The organism is Caballeronia zhejiangensis (assembly GCF_022879815.1).
Lineage (GTDB): Bacteria > Pseudomonadota > Gammaproteobacteria > Burkholderiales > Burkholderiaceae > Caballeronia > Caballeronia zhejiangensis.
The window spans coordinates 2039787-2058167 of record NZ_CP084283.1; the positions used below are offsets into that span (position 1 = coordinate 2039787).

The 18381-nt window shown below is 64.6% G+C and carries 16 protein-coding genes and 2 tRNA genes; 10 read left to right on the plus strand and 8 right to left on the minus strand.

The window, feature by feature from the left end:
- Positions 1–485: 485 nt before the first annotated feature.
- The 6 genes from LDZ23_RS09805 (at position 486) to LDZ23_RS09830 (ending at position 7905) form a co-directional block, all read left to right on the plus strand.
- A complete protein-coding gene (locus LDZ23_RS09805) occupies positions 486–3728 on the plus strand; it encodes an Rne/Rng family ribonuclease (protein ID WP_244807474.1) in 3243 nt (1080 codons plus the stop codon).
- Between the two features lie 214 nt (positions 3729–3942).
- Complete coding sequence (moaA, locus tag LDZ23_RS09810; protein WP_008342271.1) at positions 3943–5049, plus strand: GTP 3',8-cyclase MoaA; 1107 nt, start codon at positions 3943–3945, stop codon at positions 5047–5049.
- Positions 5050–5131: 82 nt separating this feature from the next.
- Complete coding sequence (gene mobA / locus LDZ23_RS09815) at positions 5132–5686, plus strand: molybdenum cofactor guanylyltransferase MobA (RefSeq protein ID WP_235366333.1); 555 nt, start codon at positions 5132–5134, stop codon at positions 5684–5686.
- Positions 5687–5788: 102 nt separating this feature from the next.
- On the plus strand, positions 5789–7093 hold the full coding sequence (gene moeA / locus LDZ23_RS09820) for a molybdopterin molybdotransferase MoeA (protein WP_008342275.1): 1305 nt from the start codon (positions 5789–5791) through the stop codon (positions 7091–7093).
- 60 nt (positions 7094–7153) lie between these two features.
- Positions 7154–7429, plus strand: a complete 276-nt coding sequence (locus LDZ23_RS09825; RefSeq protein WP_008342276.1) for a hypothetical protein — start codon at positions 7154–7156, stop codon at positions 7427–7429.
- A gap of 56 nt (positions 7430–7485) precedes the next feature.
- Positions 7486–7905, plus strand: a complete 420-nt coding sequence (locus LDZ23_RS09830) for a GNAT family N-acetyltransferase (protein WP_051078884.1) — start codon at positions 7486–7488, stop codon at positions 7903–7905.
- Positions 7906–7918: 13 nt separating this feature from the next.
- Here LDZ23_RS09830 and LDZ23_RS09835 read toward each other — a convergent pair whose 3' ends face one another.
- From LDZ23_RS09835 to pncB, 5 genes are all read right to left on the minus strand, one after another.
- Positions 7919–9379 (minus strand): DNA recombination protein RmuC, encoded by a 1461-nt coding sequence (locus tag LDZ23_RS09835; protein WP_033537092.1) that lies wholly within the window; start codon positions 9377–9379, stop codon positions 7919–7921.
- On the minus strand, positions 9376–10359 hold the full coding sequence (locus tag LDZ23_RS09840) for a 2-hydroxyacid dehydrogenase (RefSeq protein WP_008342282.1): 984 nt from the start codon (positions 10357–10359) through the stop codon (positions 9376–9378). Before LDZ23_RS09840 ends, LDZ23_RS09835 begins: the two co-directional genes overlap by 4 nt.
- Positions 10360–10368: 9 nt before the next feature.
- Positions 10369–11781: a sodium:proton antiporter gene (locus LDZ23_RS09845; RefSeq protein ID WP_008342283.1), complete on the minus strand. Its 1413-nt coding sequence runs from the start codon at positions 11779–11781 to the stop codon at positions 10369–10371.
- 4 nt (positions 11782–11785) lie between these two features.
- Positions 11786–12457, minus strand: coding sequence for a LutC/YkgG family protein (locus tag LDZ23_RS09850; RefSeq protein ID WP_008342286.1), 672 nt, complete (start codon positions 12455–12457; stop codon positions 11786–11788).
- A 136-nt stretch (positions 12458–12593) separates the two neighbouring features.
- Positions 12594–13784 (minus strand): nicotinate phosphoribosyltransferase, encoded by a 1191-nt coding sequence (gene pncB, locus LDZ23_RS09855; RefSeq protein WP_008342288.1) that lies wholly within the window; start codon positions 13782–13784, stop codon positions 12594–12596.
- 290 nt (positions 13785–14074) lie between these two features.
- Here pncB and fdxA point away from each other — a divergent pair, with 290 nt between their 5' ends.
- From fdxA to LDZ23_RS09870, 3 genes are all read left to right on the plus strand, one after another.
- Positions 14075–14398 (plus strand): ferredoxin FdxA, encoded by a 324-nt coding sequence (fdxA, locus tag LDZ23_RS09860; protein ID WP_008342289.1) that lies wholly within the window; start codon positions 14075–14077, stop codon positions 14396–14398.
- A gap of 119 nt (positions 14399–14517) precedes the next feature.
- Positions 14518–14593 (plus strand) — tRNA-Asn (locus LDZ23_RS09865).
- 78 nt (positions 14594–14671) lie between these two features.
- Positions 14672–14747 (plus strand) — tRNA-Asn (locus LDZ23_RS09870).
- A 66-nt stretch (positions 14748–14813) separates the two neighbouring features.
- On the opposite strand, the gene LDZ23_RS09875 is transcribed toward LDZ23_RS09870, so the two are convergent.
- The 3 genes from LDZ23_RS09875 to LDZ23_RS09885 are packed head-to-tail and all read right to left on the minus strand — an operon-like array spanning position 14814 to position 17523.
- Positions 14814–15395, minus strand: a complete 582-nt coding sequence (locus tag LDZ23_RS09875) for a LutC/YkgG family protein (RefSeq protein ID WP_008342291.1) — start codon at positions 15393–15395, stop codon at positions 14814–14816.
- Positions 15392–16783, minus strand: a complete 1392-nt coding sequence (locus LDZ23_RS09880) for a lactate utilization protein B (RefSeq protein WP_008342293.1) — start codon at positions 16781–16783, stop codon at positions 15392–15394. The genes LDZ23_RS09875 and LDZ23_RS09880 overlap by 4 nt, the downstream gene beginning before the upstream one ends.
- Positions 16780–17523, minus strand: coding sequence for a (Fe-S)-binding protein (locus LDZ23_RS09885; protein WP_008342295.1), 744 nt, complete (start codon positions 17521–17523; stop codon positions 16780–16782). Before LDZ23_RS09885 ends, LDZ23_RS09880 begins: the two co-directional genes overlap by 4 nt.
- A 110-nt stretch (positions 17524–17633) precedes the next feature.
- On the opposite strand from LDZ23_RS09885, the gene LDZ23_RS09890 reads away from it, so the two are divergent.
- Complete coding sequence (locus LDZ23_RS09890) at positions 17634–18377, plus strand: FadR/GntR family transcriptional regulator (protein ID WP_034472660.1); 744 nt, start codon at positions 17634–17636, stop codon at positions 18375–18377.
- The last annotated feature ends 4 nt before the right edge of the window (positions 18378–18381 follow it).

Consider the following 18381-nt stretch of genomic DNA (forward strand, 5'->3'; position numbering starts at 1 on the left):
GAGGCGAGACATGCGGCCGCGAGCCGACGGGAGCCGACAGAAACAAGTCGGGCCCGCGGCCGTGCCGGCGCGGCAAGGCAGCAAAGAGGATCGGTTACGAAGCATCGCGCCGGTTTGCGCGAGACCGCTCTTCCTCGCGGCCGCCGTTGGGAGGAATCAGGCTCTTTGCAAGAGCGCAGGCCGGTTCGGCGCGTCCATTTTGAGACGCGGAGCCGCAGCGCCGCCGTTCATCCTCGCCACGAGCCGAGCGATCTGTCGTACGTCTCGCAGTTGCTTCGCAATGCGCCCCACGGCGCGGCTGTCCGATGCGGAAGCCGCGGCCTGCTTTCGGCAATTCTCCCGCCAGAAGTCCCGCTCCAGCGTGCTTTGTGACAACACACAAAAAAGCGTGGCACGCCCACCTTCCCGCTTCGCGCGCGTGATGTATCAGTCACCGACGCCGATTCGCACGACGAGGGAGGACGGAGCCATTCTGGAGCCGTTTCATGAAACGAATGCTGTTTAACGCGACGCAGCAAGAGGAATTGCGCGTCGCCATCGTCGATGGGCAGAAGCTCATCGATATCGACATCGAAACCGCCGGGCGCGAACAGCGCAAAGGCAACATCTACAAGGGAGTCGTCACCCGCATCGAGCCGTCGCTCGAAGCCTGCTTCGTCAACTACGGCGAAGACCGCCACGGCTTCCTGCCGTTCAAGGAAGTCGCCCGCCAGTATTTCCGCGATGGCGTCGAGATGCGCTCCGCGCGCATTCAGGACGCGCTGCGCGAAGGCCAGGAACTCATCGTCCAGGTCGAGAAGGAAGAGCGCGGCAACAAGGGCGCGGCGCTGACCACGTTCATCTCGCTGGCCGGACGTTACCTCGTCCTGATGCCGAACAACCCGCGCGGCGGCGGCGTGTCGCGCCGCATCGAAGGCGACGAACGGCAGGAACTGCGCGAAACGATGGCGCAGCTCGAACTGCCGGAAGGCATGAGCATCATCGCGCGCACGGCGGGTATCGGCCGTTCGGCGGAAGAGCTCCAGTGGGACCTGAACTACCTGATGCAACTGTGGCGCGCGATCGAAGCCGCGTCGCAGAGCGGCGTCGCCGGCCAGCCGATGCTCATTTATCTCGAATCGAGCCTCGTCATCCGCGCGATTCGCGACTACTTCCAGCCGGATATCGGCGAAATTCTCATCGACACGACCGAAATCCATGACCAGGCGCGCGCCTTCATGGATATCGTGATGCCCGACAACCTCTCGAAGGTGAAGCGCTATCACGACGACGTGCCGCTCTTCTCGCGCTTCCAGATCGAGCATCAGATCGAAACCGCGTACTCGCGCACGGTGCCGCTGCCGTCGGGCGGCGCGATCGTGATCGATCACACCGAGGCGCTCGTCGCCATCGACGTGAACTCGGCGCGCGCGACCAAGGGCGCGGACATCGAGGAAACCGCGACGCGCACCAATCTCGAAGCCGCCGACGAAGTCGCGCGTCAGCTTCGTCTGCGCGATCTGGGCGGGCTGATCGTGATCGATTTCATCGACATGGAATCGGCCAAGAGCCAGCGCGAAGTCGAGCAGCGCCTGAAAGATGCGTTGAAGCACGACCGCGCCCGCGTACAAATGGGCAAGATTTCGCGCTTTGGCCTGATGGAACTGTCGCGTCAGCGCCTGCGTCCGGCGCTGTCGGAAGGCAGCCACGTGACCTGCCCGCGCTGCAACGGCACGGGTCACATCCGCGATACCGAATCGTCCGCGCTGCAAGTGCTGCGGATCATTCAGGAAGAAGCGATGAAGGAAAACACCGCGGCGATCCATTGCCAGGTGCCGGTCGAGGTGACCGCCTTCCTGCTCAACGAAAAGCGCTCGGAAATCAACAAGATCGAGTCGCGCTTCAAGGTCAATGTCGTCCTGATTCCGAACAAGCATCTCGAAACGCCGCACTACAAGCTGGAGCGTCTGCGTCACGACGATGCGCGTCTCGACGATCCGCGCGCGTCGTGGAAGATGGCCGTCGAAGCGGCGAGCGAGCTCGAATCGGAGACCGGCTACAGCAAGCGCACCGAAGAGGTGAAGCCGAAGCAGGAGGCCGCCGTGAAGGGCATCACGCCCGAGAAGCCCGCGCCGAGCGCGCCGGTGAAGCCCGCGCCCGTCGAGGCCGCGCCCGCGCCGACGCCCGTTCCGGCGAGCGGCGGATTCATCGCGTGGATCAAGAATCTGTTCGGCATTCAGCCTGCGCCGCAACCCGCGCCGGCTCCGGTCGAAGCACAACCGGCCACGCGCGCGCCGCGCGAACGCGGTGAACGCACCGGCGGCGGCGATCGCAACCGCAATCGCCGTAGCGGCGGCGCCGCGCGCGAAGGCGCTGCGGCAGGCACGGCGGCGGGCGCCAACGGCGCCGCGCGCCAGGGCGGCCGTCGCGAGGATCGCGAGGCGCGTGGCGGACGCGAAGGTCGTGAACTGCGCGAGGCACGCGAAGCACGCGAGCCGCGTGAGGCACGCGAGCCACGCGAACCGCGTGAAGCGCGCGACCGCAACGCGGAACGCGCAGCGCGTCCGGAAGCGACCGAACGTCCGGAACGCCGCGAGCGTCCGGATCGTGGCGAACGCGCCGAGCGTGGTGACCGCGCTGAACGAACCGAGCGCGCGGAACGCGGCGAGCGTCGCAAGCCGCAACCGGAAGCCGCCGTCGAGGCGCTGACGCAAGGCGAAACGGTGCCGTCGGAAATCGTCGAAGCGGCGCAAGCCAATGCGGACGCGCAAGTGACCGGCATCGATGCGGCATCCGACGCGGCGGCCGCACGTGACGGCGAAGAGCGTCGTCGCCGTCGCCGTGGGCGTCGTGGCGGTCGTCGCGAGCGCGAAGAAGACGGCATGACGGTGAACCACGCGGCGGACGTCGCCGAAGCAGAAGGCGCAGCAGAGAGCACCTCGGCGCAAGCCGGCGTGTTTGATGCGGAAGCCGCGCAGGAAGCGGCTGCACGTCGCGAACCCCGCCCGGCCGCGCCGCAACCGGTGGAAGCGTCGGTGCAGCAACCGGCCGCTCAGCCCCTCGAAGCGAAGCCGCAAGAGCAAGCGCCCGCCGCTGCGGAGGAAGCGCCGGTCGCCAAGACTGTTGAGGCCGAGCCTTTCGAACTGAAGGCGCAAACGCCCGAACCGACGAACTTCGATCTCTTCGCCAAGCCCGCTCCGGCACCGCAGGTCGAGAATCCGTTCGGTCCGGAGCCGAAGGTCGCCGAGACGAAATTGGCCGATCCGTTCGCACCCGCGTTCGCGCCGGTCGCATCCGAAGAGCCGAAGCCCGTGGAAACGGCGCCGACGCCCGTCGAGCCGGTCGCGGCCGAGCCTGCCGAAGTCGCCGAGCCGGTGAAGACCGCCGCTGTCGCATCGACGCCCGAAGCGACGGCCGTCGAGCCAGTGAAGCCGGTCGAGATCGCGCAAGCGCAGACGCAAGCGCCGGTCTTCGCGCCGGAGCCTGTCGCAGTCGTCGCCGAGCCGGTGAAGGTCGCTGCGCCCGCCGCGCCTGCAACGTCGACGCCGATCGCCGTCGACACCCTTCAGCCGATGCTGGAGCGTGCGGGCCTCGTCTGGGTGAACACCGACGAAGGCAAGCTGCGCGAAGCCAATGCCGCCGCCGCACGCGAGCCGGCTGCGGTGCGCGTGCCGCGCGAACGCAAGGCACTTCCGCCGGCCGACACCGCGCCCATGCAGCAAGTGGAAACCAGCAAGCAGGCCCACTAAGCGCGCGCGTCCCGTTCACTCCGGTGAACGGGCAAAAGCCAGAAACGCCATCGATCCCCGATCGATGGCGTTTTTTTGCGTCGTAGAACGGCTGAACCGAGGGAAAACCGCGACTCCGTGGCAGTGCGTCCCGATGTCCCGCTTCCGTTAGAATGGAACGATCCAACCATTATTCGAACAAGGCCGAAGCGGCCGAGCCGAGCCCCGAGTCATCATGCCCCGACGCATCATTCCTCTCGCCGATGTCAGCGCGATCCCGGATTTCTCCGGCGCCGCGACATCGCCGTCCGGGCTGCTCACGGACACGCTCGCGCGCCCATTGCGGGATTTGCGCATTTCCGTGACAGATCGCTGCAACTTTCGCTGCGTGTACTGCATGCCACGCGAAGTGTTCGATAAGGATTACCAGTTTCTCCCGCACGCCGCCCTGCTTTCGTTCGAGGAAATCGAGCGCCTCGCGCGCGTATTCGTTGCGCATGGCGTGGAAAAGATTCGCCTTACGGGCGGCGAGCCGCTTCTGCGCAAGAACATCGAATTCCTGATCGAGCGGCTCGCGCTGTTGCGCACGCCGGAAGGCCGCCCGCTCGATCTGACGCTCACGACGAACGGCTCGCTCCTCGCGCGCAAGGCGAAGTCGCTGAAGGACGCGGGTTTGTCGCGCGTCACAGTGAGCCTCGATGCGCTCGACGACGCCCTCTTTCGCCGCATGAACGATGCCGATTTCGCGGTCGCCGACGTGCTGAACGGCATCGAGACGGCGCAAGCCGCCGGGCTCGCTCCGATCAAGGTGAACATGGTCGTGAAGCGCGGCACGAACGATCAGGAAATCGTCCCGATGGCGCGCCATTTCAAAGGCAGCGGCGCGGTTCTGCGTTTCATCGAATATATGGATGTCGGCGCGTCGAACGGCTGGAACATGAGCGAAGTGCTGCCTTCGGTGCAAGTGGTCGAACGCATCGACGCGCACTTTCCGCTGGAACCGCTCGAAGCCCACACGGCCGCGGAAACGGCGCAGCGCTGGGGCTATCGCGACGGCAGCGGTGAAATCGGCGTGATTTCGAGCGTCACACGCGCGTTTTGCGACTCGTGCACGCGTGCCCGGCTCTCGACGGAAGGCAAGCTGTATCTGTGTCTCTTCGCGGTTTCCGGCCACGACCTGCGCGGACTGATCCGCAGCGGCGCGGGCGACGACGAAGTCGCCACAGCCATCGCGCGAATCTGGGAGGCGCGCGGCGACCGGTATTCGCAATTGCGCGGCAGCGCGTCGGCGCCATCTCGCGACGATGCACGTCGCGTCGAGATGTCGTACATCGGCGGCTGAGCGCGGCGGATCGTTCGTGCTGAGCGCTCATTCATCGTCCAGCGTCACGGCGCTCGTGCTCGCGGGCGGACGCGGCTCGCGCATGGGCGGCATCGACAAGGGCATGCAGCCGTTTCGCGGTGAGCCGCTCGCGTTGCACGTGATGCGGCGCATCGCGCCTCAGGCGGGCGCGCTTCTGATCAGCGCAAATCGTTCCATCGAAGACTACGCGCGCCTCGGCGCGGCATTCGGCGCGCGCGTTGTCGCGGACGCGCGCGCGGATTTCCCCGGGCCGCTCGCCGGCATCGCCGCTGCGTTGCGCGTTGCGAGCACCGAATTCGTTCTGACCGCGCCTTGCGACGCCCCTTTCGTCGACGAACACATCGGCGCCGCGTTGATGCAAGCACTCGACGCGCACGGCGGCGACGTTGCATACGCAGCAACAATCGACGCGTCGGGCGAAGTCATGGCCCACCCCGTTTTCGCGTTGCTGCGTACATCGCTCGCCGACGACCTGGACGCCTGGCTGGACGCGGGCGAGCGCAAGGTGCGCGCGTGGTACGCGCGCCACAAGGCGGTGGAAGTCCAATTTCACGACGAACGCGCGTTTTACAATATCAACGATTTACAGCAGCTCGCCGATCTGGAACGCCGCTGACTCGTTCAACCGGCTGCCCGCTCACATCGCCATTGCGGGCGCTCAACCACCGCGCGGCCACGTGCTGCTTCGCCGGATTCCGGCCGCGATCCACGCCGATTCATGACCACGTCCAAGGATTTTTCCGCCTGCGTCGCCCACTACGATCCGAATGCGCTGCCCGTTGAAGCCGCGCAGGAAATCGTGCGTCAGTGGGCCATGCCGCGCATGCGGGACGCGCAGATCGAGCGCGTGAGCCTGTTCGACGCGCTCGGCCGCGTGCTCGCCGAGGATGTGATCTCGCCCATCGACGTTCCCGCTTACGACAATTCCGCGATGGACGGCTACGCGTTCGCCGGCGATGTGCTCTCGCGCGGTGGCGATACGGTCGGCTTGTCCGTCGCGGGCACGGCGCTCGCCGGACGGCCGTTCGAAGGCGCGCCGGGCGCGGATCAATGCGTGCGGATCATGACGGGCGCGCTCATCCCGCCCGGCTGCGACACGGTCGTGCCGCAGGAGTTCGTCACGCGCGAAGGCGACGCGATCCGCTTTTCGCCGGCGACGATCCGTGCCGGCCAGAATCGCCGCCTCTCCGGCGAGGATCTCGCGAAAGGCAAGCCGGCGCTGCTCGCGGGTCGCGTCGTGCGGGCGTCGGATCTCGGTTTGCTCGCGTCGCTCGGTATCGGCGAAGTGTCGGTTCGCAGGCGGCTCACCGTCGCCTTCTTTTCGACGGGCGACGAATTGCGTTCGGTCGGCGAAACGCTGAACCCTGGCAGCCTTTACGACAGTAATCGCTACACGCTCTTCGCAATGCTCAAGCGGCTCGGCGTCGAAACCGTCGATCTGGGTATCGTGCGCGACGATCGCGCCTCGCTCGAAAAGGCGCTGCGTCATGCGACCGAAAGCGCCGATGTCGTCATCAGTTCGGGCGGCGTGTCGGTTGGCGATGCGGACTTCACGCGCGCGCTGATGAATTCGCTCGGCGACGTCGCCTTCTGGAAGATCGCGATGCGCCCCGGCCGCCCGCTGGCATTCGGCCGGCTGTGGTCGGGCGAGCGCCCGGGCGCGGGCGAGTCGGCGCTCTTCTTCGGGTTGCCGGGGAACCCGGTCGCCGTAATGGCGACGTTCTACTTCATCGTGCGCGAGGCGCTTCTGGCGATGTCGGGCGCGATGCGCCAGCCGCTCACCGTCATCCGCGCGCGCGCCGCCGAGCCGATGAAAAAGCGCGCGGGCCGCACCGAGTTCCAGCGCGGAATCGCGACGCGCGACGACGACGGGCGCTTTCGCGTCGTCACTACCGGTCCGCAGGGTTCCGGCGTGCTGAGTTCGATGAGCGAAGCGAACTGCTTCATCGTGCTCGAGCACGCGCGCGGCGACGTCGAAGCGGGCGACGAAGTCGAAATCGTGCCGTTCGACGGCCTGATCTGATCCGGCGCCGCCGCCAGCCGGTACAAACATTCCTACATCGATAGACGGGGCTTTCCTTCCATGAAAAAGCAGATTTCATTCATCGCACCGGGACAGACCGCCAAGGCGCTGATTCTCGTGTACCTGACTTTCAGCGTGCCCATTGTGCTGCTCGGCGTCGTGGTCGCGTTCGTGCGATACGGCTCGGTGGAAGTGAGCACCGTCACGAGCGCGCTGCTCCTGAACGCGATTCTCGGTTTCATCCTGCTGTGGATCGCGTGCCACGCGTACAACTGGGTGGCCTCGCGTTTCGGCGGCATCGAGATCGTGCTCTCCGACGCGCCGGAGGAAGCGTGAGCGCCCCGATCATCCGCGCGGCCTCGCCCGCCGACGTCGCCGCGATCTTCGGCCTGATGTACGAGCTGGCCGAGTTCGAGAAGCTCACGCATCTGTTCATCGCGACGGAGCAAGGCGTGCATGACGCGCTCTTCGGCGCACGACCGGCCGCTGAAGCGCTCGTCGCGGAAGTCGAAGGCGAAATCGTCAGCTATGCGCTCTTCTTCCAGAACTTCTCGACCTTCCTCGGCAAGCGCGGCCTGTATCTCGAAGACCTCTACGTGCGTCCTTCGATGCGCGGCAGCGGCCTCGGGACGCTGATGCTGAAGAAGCTCGCCGCGCTCGCGGTCGAGCGCCAGTGCGGCCGCTTCGAATGGTCGGTGCTGGACTGGAATCAGAACGCCATCGATTTCTACGAAAAGATGGGCGCGACCGTGCTGCCCGACTGGCGCATCGTGCGCGTGACGGGCGAGCCGCTCGAACGCCTCGCGTCCTGAATCGCGTCCTGCATCACGGCTCGTCGTCGCCTTCGGGCGATGACGGATCGCCGAACGCCTCGCCCAACAATCCCGCCGCCTGTTGGCCGGGCAACGCCTCGACATCCCGAAGGCGCTTGCCCATCTGCCGCGTGCGCGTCTGCGCCGCTTCGATCGAGCGCGTCACCGTTTCGAGCTGCGACTTTGTTCGCGCCAGCACTTCGCCGAACTTGCCGAACTCGGTCTTCACCGCGCCGAGCACCTGCCACACTTCGCTGGAACGCTTCTCGATGGCCAGCGTGCGGAAGCCCATCTGCAGGCTGTTGAGGAGCGCGGTCAGCGTCGTGGGTCCCGCGACGGTCACGCGAAACTCGCGCTGCAACGAATCGCTCAGGCCAGGACGGCGCAAGACTTCCGCGTAGAGACCTTCGGTCGGCAGGAAGAGCAATGCGAAGTCCGTCGTGTGCGGCGGCGCAACGTACTTCTGCGCGATCGATTTCGCCTCCGCGCGCAAGCGCCCTTCCAGCGCGCGCGACGCGTCCTCGACACCGGCCGGGTCCGCGCGTTCCTGCGCATCGATCAGACGCTCGTAGTCCTCGCGCGGAAATTTCGCGTCGATGGGCAGCCACACGGGCGTAGCCACGTCGCCCGGCGCACCCGGCGCGTCGTGCCGGCCAGGCAGCCTGATCGCGAACTCGACGCGTTCGTTGCTCTTCGGAACCGTCGCGACGTTCTTCGCGTACTGATCGGGCGTGAGCAACTGTTCCAGCAGCGCTTCGAGCTGCACTTCGCCCCAGATGCCGCGCGTCTTGACGTTGGTCAGCACCTTCTTCAGATCGCCGACACCCGCCGCGAGCGTCTGCATCTCGCCGAGTCCCCGATGCACCTGCTCCAGCCTGTCGGAGACGAGCTTGAACGACTCGCCGAGCCGTTGCTCCAGCGTCGCGTGCAACTTTTCGTCGACGGTGCGGCGCATCTCGTCGAGCTTCGTCGCGTTGTTCGCCTCGATGTCCTTCAGGCGCGCTTCGAGCGTCGCGCGCACTTCGCCGAGCCGCCGCTCGTTCGCTTCGGAAAGCTGCGCGAGATGCAGCGACATGGAATCGGCGAAGCGCTTCAACGCGTTGCCCTGATCCTCGCGCGCCTGCTGGCTTTGCTGTGCGAGCTGCTGCGCAAGCGCGTCGAATTGCGCGTTCTGCACGTTCGACGTGCTCGCCAGTTGCGTCGAAAGCGTCTGATGGAATTGCGCGAAGCCGCTTTGCGATTCCATGCGCGAGACGCGCGCGCTCTCCGCGATATCGCCACGCAAGCCGCGTTCGAGCCGTTCCTGCGCGCGCGCGTGTGCCTCGCCCATGTCGTTGACGCGATCGGTGAGCGCTTCGAACTCGTCGAAGATGACCGCGTTCGAATTGCGCCGCATCGACATGACGAGCGCGACGAGCGAGACCACCAGCGCGATCGCCAGCAGGGCGATCGCGCCAACCAGCAGTTCCATCATTTCTTCAGTACGTCCGGATTGATCGGGTTCGGCGGATTGCCTGCGCGCGGCCCTTCGCCCAGCGCGGCGATGAGATTGTCGGCCGCGAGATTGGCCATCGCGCGGCGCGTGCCTTCGGTCGCGCTCGCGATATGCGGCGTCAGCACGACGTTGTCGAGCAGCAGGAAATCCGGGTTGAAATTCGGCTCGCCCTCGAACACGTCGATGCCCGCCGCCGCGATGCGCTTGTCGCGCAACGCCGCGATCAACGCCGCATCGTCGACGATGCCGCCGCGCGCGATATTCGTCAGCGTCGCCGTCGGCTTCATCAGCGCGAGTTCGGCCGCGCCGATCGTATGATGGCTTTCCTTCGAGTAAGGCACGACGAGCACGACATGATCCGCGCGCTTGAGCAGATCTTCCTTCGACGCGTACTCGGCATTCAGCTCGCGCTCGATTTCCGGCGCGACGCGCGAACGGTTGTGATACATCACGCGCATGTTGAAGCCGGCCGCGCGCCGCGCCAGCGCCTGCCCGATGCGCCCCATGCCGATCACGCCGAGCGTCGAGCCGTAGACATCGGTGCCGAGGAACGAGTCGAACGACCACTTCTGCCACTTGCCCGCGCGCAGAAAGTGCTCGGATTCGGTGACGCGACGCGCCGCCGCCATCATCAGCGCCCAGCCGAAATCGGCCGTGGTTTCGTTCAGCACGTTGGGCGTGTTGGTGCCGAGCACCTTGTGCGCGTCGAACGCCTGCATGTCGAAGTTGTTGTAGCCGACCGCCATGTTCGCAACGACCTTCAGATTCGGCGCGCCCGAGAGCTCTTTCTCGCCGACCATCTCGCCCGCCGTGAACGCGCCGTCCTTGTCGGCGAGACGCCGCGCGAATTCTTCCTGCGGGAGCACGTCGCCGAGATTCACATCGACATCGAAATGCTGCTTCAGTCGCTCGATCACGTCGGGAAATGTGGGACGCGCTACCAGCACTTTCTTCTTCATCGGTTGCTCCTAGAAAAATAGCCAGCCCAGAACGGCGAAAAGCGGCAAGAGAATCGCGCCCGACCACGCCATGAAACCGAAGAAACTCGGCATGCGTACGCCGCGCGATTCGGCGATCGCCTTCACCATGAAATTCGGCGCATTGCCGATATACGTGTTCGCGCCCATGAAGACCGCGCCCGCGGAGATGGCGGCGAGCGTCGTGGCGTCGGTGGTCATGAGCGTGCGTGCGTCGCCGCCCGCGAGATTGAAGAAGACGAGGTAGGTCGGCGCGTTGTCGAGAAACGACGACAGAAGACCGGTCGCCCAGAAATACGCGATGTCGACGGGCTTGCCCTGCGCATCCGACACCGCGTGCACGATGCCCGCGAACGCGCCCGATTCACCCGCGCGCAGGATCGTGATGACCGGCGCGATGGTGATGAAGATCGCCGCGAAAAGCTTCGCGACTTCCTCGATGGGCGCCCAGTCGAACGCGTTGCCCGCGCGCGCGCTTTTCGGCGTGAGCGCGAGCGATGCGAGCAGCACGGCGACGAGCAGCACGTCGCGCACGAGATTCTGCAACTGGACATGCGTGCCGAAGATGTCGAACGTGATGCCGGGTTTCCAGATGCCGCTCATCAGCACGAGCACGACGATCGCCGCGAGCAGCGCGAAATTGATCTTGCCGTCGATGCCAAGCGGAGGCGTATCCGGCGTCGGGTCGAGAAACGCGGGCCGCGCGTCGTGCCTGCGCCAGTAGAAACCGTCCAGCACGAAGAACACCGCGAGGAGCACGGCGCAGACGAAGAGCATCGGCAGCGCGAGATGCACGGTAGTCCAGAAGAAGCCGACGCCGTTGAGAAAGCCGAGAAAAAGCGGCGGATCGCCGAGCGGCGTGAGCGAGCCGCCTGCGTTCGCGACGAGAAAGATGAAGAACACGACGACATGCACGACGTGCTTGCGATTGTCGTTCGCGCGCAAAAGCGGACGGATCAGCAGCATGGCCGCGCCCGTCGTGCCCATGACGCTCGCGAGCGCGGTGCCGAGTGCGAGCAGTCCGGTATTGAGATGAGCCGAGCCGTGCAGGTTGCCGCGCACGCAAATGCCGCCCGCGACCGTATACAGCGCTGCGAGCAGAATGATGAACGGCACGTACTCTTCGAGCATCGCGTGGACGAGCACGCTGCCCGCCGTGCCGACACCGAACGCAAGCGCGAACGGCGCGAGGAACGCGATCGCCCACCCCGCCGCGATCTTGCCGAAATGGTGATGCCAAACCTTCGGCGCGACGAGCGGAAACACCGCGATGGAAAGCAGGATGCCGACGAACGGTATGCCCCATGTGGCCGGGAGCGTCGCGCCGTCGAGCGTCGCAGCAGCGGCCGGCGCCGCGATCAGCGCCAGCATCGCGCAAGGCACGTACAAAACCAGACGCCGCATTGACTCACGCTCCGCGCACGACGATCACATGCACGCGATACGGCCCATGCGCGCCGAGCACGATGGTCTGTTCGATATCGCCGGTGCGCGACGGACCCGACACGAAGTTCACCGCGCGCGGCAACTCGCCGCGCTCGGCGCGCATCAACGCGAATGCATCTTCATGCGCGGCGACGATGCGCGACGCCGGCACGATCGCGATATGCGTCTGCGGCAAGAGCGCGCCGGATGCGGGCGTCTGCGCGCCCGAGAGCAGCACGAGCGAACCGGTTTCAGCCGTCGCGCAGAAGCAGCCGGTGATGCCGACGAGATCTTCATCGGCAGGCTTGCGAAACGCCGCCCGAATGCCCGCTTCGGACCAGCGCAGATGAGCAAGCGCGGGCCACGCGACGACATCGACGGGAAGGTTCAGCGACTGGAGATAGCGCACGGCTTCGGCGGGCGCATCGTCGAGCGATTCGACTTCGGCGACGGTCGTGGAGAGACGCTCCGCTTCGAGCGTGAAGCGCGCGATCAGCTCGTCACGCGTCTGAGGCAACGGAGGACGCGGACCCGCCGGATGTCGCTCGACATACTCGTCTGCGCCAGCGCGCTCGGCATCCGTAGCCGTGCCGCGACGGCCCTGCGCGCTGCGAATGCGCGCGAGAATATTGCGGCGCGCGTCCGATGTATCCATGGTGCCGTCCTCGTGTTGGCGTGCTTGAGATTCGTGCGCGCCGCGATGATTTACGACGCGTCCGAATTATAGCGAGCGGCATACACGCACGAACCTCGGCCGAACGGCATAGGCCGAATGGACGAATGCGCGTCGCTCAGTCGTCGCCGACCGGCTGCTCGATGCCGAAGACCTGACGCAGATAGGCGAGATACGCCTTGTCGTCGCACATGTTTTTGCCGGGCGAATCGGAGAGTTTCGCGACCGGCTGACCGTTGCATCGAACCATCTTGATGACGATTTGCAGCGGCTGATAGCCGAGATCGTTGGTGAGATTCGTGCCGACGCCGAACGCGAGCTGGCAACGTCCGCGAAAACGCTCGTACAGCTGCAGCACCTTCGGGATATCGAGCGCGTCGGAGAACACGAGCACTTTGGTGCGCGGGTCGCAGCGGTTTTCTTCGTAATGCCGGATGAGGCGCTCGCCCCAATCGAAGGGATCGCCCGAATCGTGGCGCGCGCCGTCGAACAGCTTGCAGAAGTACATGTCGAAGTCGCGCAGAAACGCCTTCATGCCGTAGACGTCCGACAGCGCGATGCCGAGGTCGCCGCGATATTCCTTCGCCCACATCTCGAAGCCGAAGATCTGCGAGTCGCGCAGACGCGGGCCGAGCGCCTGACACGCCTGCAAGTACTCATGCGCCATCGTGCCGAGCGGCCGCAAGCCGTGCTTCATCGCATAGAAGCAGTTGCTCGTGCCGGCGAACTGCGCACCGAGCTTGTCCTTCAGCGTCAGCACGACTTCCTCGTGCCACTGCCCCGAAAAACGGCGGCGCGTGCCGTAATCGGCGATCTTGCAGTCCGAATATTCGGGTGGCGTGGCAAGCAGCTTGATCTTGTCGCGCAGGCGCTCGCGGCCGGTTTCGTACTCGGGCTTGCGCTGCGTGTTGCGGAAATAGACTTCGTTGACGATCGCGAGCACCGGAATCTCGAAGAGAATCGTGTGCAGCCACGGCCCTTCGATCTCGATGTCGATCTCGCCGTTCTTCTTGGGCGACGGCGAAATGCGGATCGACTTTTCATTCAGATGGAAGAGCGCGAGGAAATCGATGAAGTCGCTCTTGATGAAGCGCATGCGCCGCAGATAATCCAGTTCCTCTTCCTTGAAGCGCAGATTGCAAAGCTGGCGCACTTCGTCGCGAATTTCATCGATATACGGCACGAGATCGACATTCGGCGTGCGGCAGCGGAAGCGATATTCGACATGCGCCGCGGGGAAGTGATGCAGCACGACCTGCATCATCGTGAACTTGTAGAGGTCGGTATCGAGCAGCGAATTGATGATCATGGTTCTGACGGGAACATCCACGCGAATGGACCGCGCGCTTTGCCTGCTTGCCAGCGCGCAGCCCGAGGCCTTTAGGGTCATGTTACCCGAATGTCCGCGCGGACATGATCCGCGCCCCGCCCTTTTGCGACGCCGCGCATACATACATCACGAATCGATATAAAGAGCGCTTCGCGCGCCGCGCGCCCACTTTTACCGTTACGCTACAATATGCGTTTCGGCAAGCGCACCTCCCGGCCCATGCAGCCGCCAGGGCGCCGCCCCCACGAATTCCGCATGCAGGAGCCTGAATGACTCACGTTGTGACCGAAAGCTGCATCAAGTGCAAGTACACCGATTGCGTGGACGTGTGCCCGGTGGATTGCTTCCGCGAAGGTCCCAACTTTCTCGCGATCGATCCCGACGAGTGCATCGACTGCGCCGTGTGCGTCGCCGAGTGCCCGGTGAACGCTATCTACGCCGAAGAAGATGTGCCTGGCGACCAGCAGCACTTCACCGAACTGAACGCTGAACTCGCGCGTAACTGGCCGAGCATCACGAAGACGAAAGGTTCGCTTCCGGAAGCGGACGAGTTCAAGGACGTCAAGGAAAAGCTGAGTCTGCTCGAGCGTTGATTGTTGCGCTCGCCGACGCACGCGCTTCATTTGATTGCAAAAAATGCGTATCAAATGAAGATTGAGCGTTGACACGCCAAAAGCAGCCCCCTATAATTCCGCTTCTCTGCTGTAGATGTTCCCCGATAGCTCAGTCGGTAGAGCGCCGGACTGTTAATCCGTAGGTCCCTGGTTCGAGCCCAGGTCGGGGAGCCAAAAACTCCAGCAAGTCGGTTTCAAAAGAGCTCGGTCAGTTGGCTGAGTTTTTATTTCAGTTGTAGATGTTTCAGTTGTTCCCCGATAGCTCAGTCGGTAGAGCGCCGGACTGTTAATCCGTAGGTCCCTGGTTCGAGCCCAGGTCGGGGAGCCAAAAGCTTCTGTCAAAAAGCCCAGTCGCATGACTGGGCTTTTTGCTTTGTGCGCTGACTTCATCGCTTCACGCAAGCCACACGACGGTCAGCGAGCGCACGCCCTGCGCGCCGCGAATCAGCACGCCTTCGATATCCGCCGTCGCCGACGGCCCCGTCACGAGTACCGCATAGCGCGCCGATTTGAAATCGTCGCGTCGATACACCTGCTGCAAGCCCTCGACGAGTTGCGCCGGGTCGAGCAGCACGACGAGATGCTGCGACAGATAGCCGATCGCGTTCACGACGTACTCTTCTTCGCTGAACCACACCGAGCCCGTTTCAGCGACGCCGAAGCGCCCTCGCACGATGCCCACATCGACATCCTGAAGCGATGCCGGCACGGTATCGGATGAAAGCGGCCGCGTGCCGTCGACGCCCGGAACCGCCGATGCAATCACCTTCGCATCGGCAAAGCGTGCCGCGATCAGCGCGTTCACGTCTTCGAGACGGGCCGCTTCGACGCATGTGCCGCCCATCGCGGTGAGCGCGGTCGTAAAGCGCGCCTTCAGTTCGCCTTCCGGCGACGGGAACACGGGCACGTCCGGGCGCGGACGCGATGGGGGCTGCGCCGCGCGGATCTTCGAGAGAAAAGCTTCGCGAGTCGTCATTTATCGAGCTTCCGGTTTTTCCTGTACCACTCGTGAAAAGTCTCGGCGGGCGCTTCGGGCAGATCGCGGCCGCGTCCCCAGATATTGAGCGGGTTGTAGAGCACGAAGTTGGGCAGGCGCTTCAACGCGCCGCCGAGCGATGCGACCGTCGCACGATAGAGCGTCGGGCTCGCGAGCAGGCGCCCCGCCATCTTCAGCACTTCCTGCTTCACGAACGGCACTTCGTGCTTCTCGGCGATGACCTCGCGCCACTTGTAGATCTGCTCGTGAATGTTCACCTTCACGGGACACACGTTCGTGCAACTGCCGTTCATCGTCGACGCGAACGGCAGCGCGCTATAGCGCTTCAAATCGTGCGTCGGATTGATGATCGCGCCGATCGGACCGGAGTACGTCCCGCCATACGAAAGCCCGCCGCTTCTGCGATACACCGGACACGTATTCATGCACGCGCCGCAGCGGATGCACTTGAGCGAGTACCAGAAATCGTCCATCGCGAGGCGTTCTGAGCGGCCGTTATCGACGAGGATGAAGTGCATCTCCGTGCCCGGACGCGGCGCGCGAAAATGCGACGTGTACTGCGTGATCGGCGAGCCGAGCGCGCTTCTCGACAACATTCGAACGAACACGCCGAGATCGCTGATCGTCGGAATGATCTTTTCGATGCCGATCGACGCGATATGCAGCGGCGGCACGTTCGCCGAAAGATCCGCGTTGCCCTCGTTCGTGCACACGACGACCGTGCCCGTCTCCGCGACCGCGAAGTTGCAGCCCGTCATGCCCGCCGTCTTCTCGCGCACGAAATACGGCCGCGTGTTCATGCGCTGGCTTTCCGCGAGATAGTGGATGTCGCTGTTCCGCGGATCGGTGCCGATCGTCTTGCCGAACAGTTCGGCCACGTCCGCGCGCAGCTTGTGCACGGCCGGCACGACCATATGGCTCGGATCCTGATGATCGAGTTGCTGGATGCGCTCGCCGAGATCGGTTTCCATCACCGTGATGCCGCGCGGTCCGAGATAGTCGCGCATGTAGCACTCGTCGGTGAGCATCGACTTGCTCTTCACGAGCGACGTCATGCCGCGCTCGCTCATCAGCTTGAAGACGAGCGCGTTGTGCTCCTCGGCGTTCGCCGCGAAATGCACGACGACGCCGTTTTTCTCGGCCTGATCGACGAACTGCGCGATGTAATCGGCGAGATTGGACAGCGTGTGTTCCTTGATCGCCGATGCGAGATTGCGCATCGTCTCCCATTCGGGGATGCCGTGCGCCTGCGCGTCGCGCTTGCTGCGCAAGTCCCACAGACGCTTGTCGTGGAACGCGACGTGATCTGGCTTCTGCAGGAACGCGCCCGCCGCCTTCGCGTGATCGATCCGAACGCTTTTGCTCATGCGCGCGCTCCGTTCAGAACCTGCGCGATGTGGATGAACTTCGCATCGGCTTTCATGCGCTCGGCGCAGCCTTGCTGATGCATGAGACACGACATGTCGCCCGACACGATGTACTCCGCGCCCGCGCCGACGTGATCGCGCACCTTGTCCTGACCCATCCGCACGGAGACGGCCTCTTCCGTCACCGAGAACGTGCCGCCGAATCCGCAGCATTCGTCGGCACGCGCGGGCGCGACAAACTCGATACCCCTCACGCGTTCGAGCAGCGTGCGCGGCTTCGAATACGGCGTTCCGGCCACTTCCGAATTCGACGTTTCGCGCAGATGCCGCACCGCGCTGCAACTGTTGTGCAGCCCGACCTTGTGCGGAAATTCGGCCCACGGAAACTCGCGCACCTTCAGCACGTCGTGCAGGAATTCGACGAGCTCGAACGTGTTGCGCCGCACCTTCTGCACGGCGCTCGTCTGCTCGATCGCGGTGAAATGCTCGCGTACGTGATGCGTGCAACTCGCCGATGGCCCGACGACATAGTCGTAGTCGGCGAAATTGCGCGCGAACACGCGCTCGGCGCCGGCAGCCTCCTTGTGTGCGCCGCTATTGGCCATCGGCTGGCCGCAACAGGTCTGATCCTGCGGATAGTCGACGTCCACGCCCAGCCGTTCGAGCAGTTCGAGCGTGGCGATGCCGACCTGCGGATAAAAAGCGTCGATGAAACAGGGGACGAACAAGGCGACTTTCATGACGGGTTCGGCGATTTGGTAAGCTTGGTCTGACCAAGACTTTAATGAGATGCCTCTTTCGTGTCAAACTCGGGCATTCCCCGGCTTTCACCTCGCATTCACGTCGAACGATGACTTTCCAGCCCGTCCATGCGCATTCCTACGCCCGCGTGCGTCTCTCCGATGTCGTGTCGGGACAGATCCGGGAATTGATTTCGAACGGCACGCTGCTGCCGGGCCAGCGCCTGCCCGCCGAGCGCGATCTGGCGGAGCAGTTGAACGTGTCGCGTCCGTCGCTGCGGGAGGCGTTGATCCGTCTGGAGTCGGACGGATTCATCCGCGCGGCCGGGCGCGGCGGTTTTGTCGTATCGGATGTGACCGCGCCGCTCGTGTCGCATCCGCTCGCCGCCCTGCTCGAGCAACAACCGAACGCGAGCGCCGACGTTCTCGAACTTCGCCACGGCCTCGAAACGCTCTCGACCGCCTACGCCGCCGAGCGCGCCACCGACGACGATCTGGCGCGCATCGCCGCTGCCTTCGACGCGCTGCAAAACGCCGTCGCCGAAAAAAGCACGCGCATCGCGGAGAGAGACGCGGCGTTCCATCTCGCCATCGCGGACGCGACGCACAACGTCGCGCTCACGCACGTCATGCACGGACTCAATGAACTGGTGCGCGAATCGATGCTCACGTCGCACCGTCTCGTCGATTACGACGACGAAGTCGAAGCGAACCTGATGACGCAGCATCGCGCGATCTTCGATGCGATCGTAGCGCGCGATCCGGCGCGGGCGCGGGAGTGCGCGGGCGCGCATCTCGATTACGTGCGCACGCTGTATCGCGATGTTCCCGCGAAGAAAAACCGCGCGGCCTGATCCA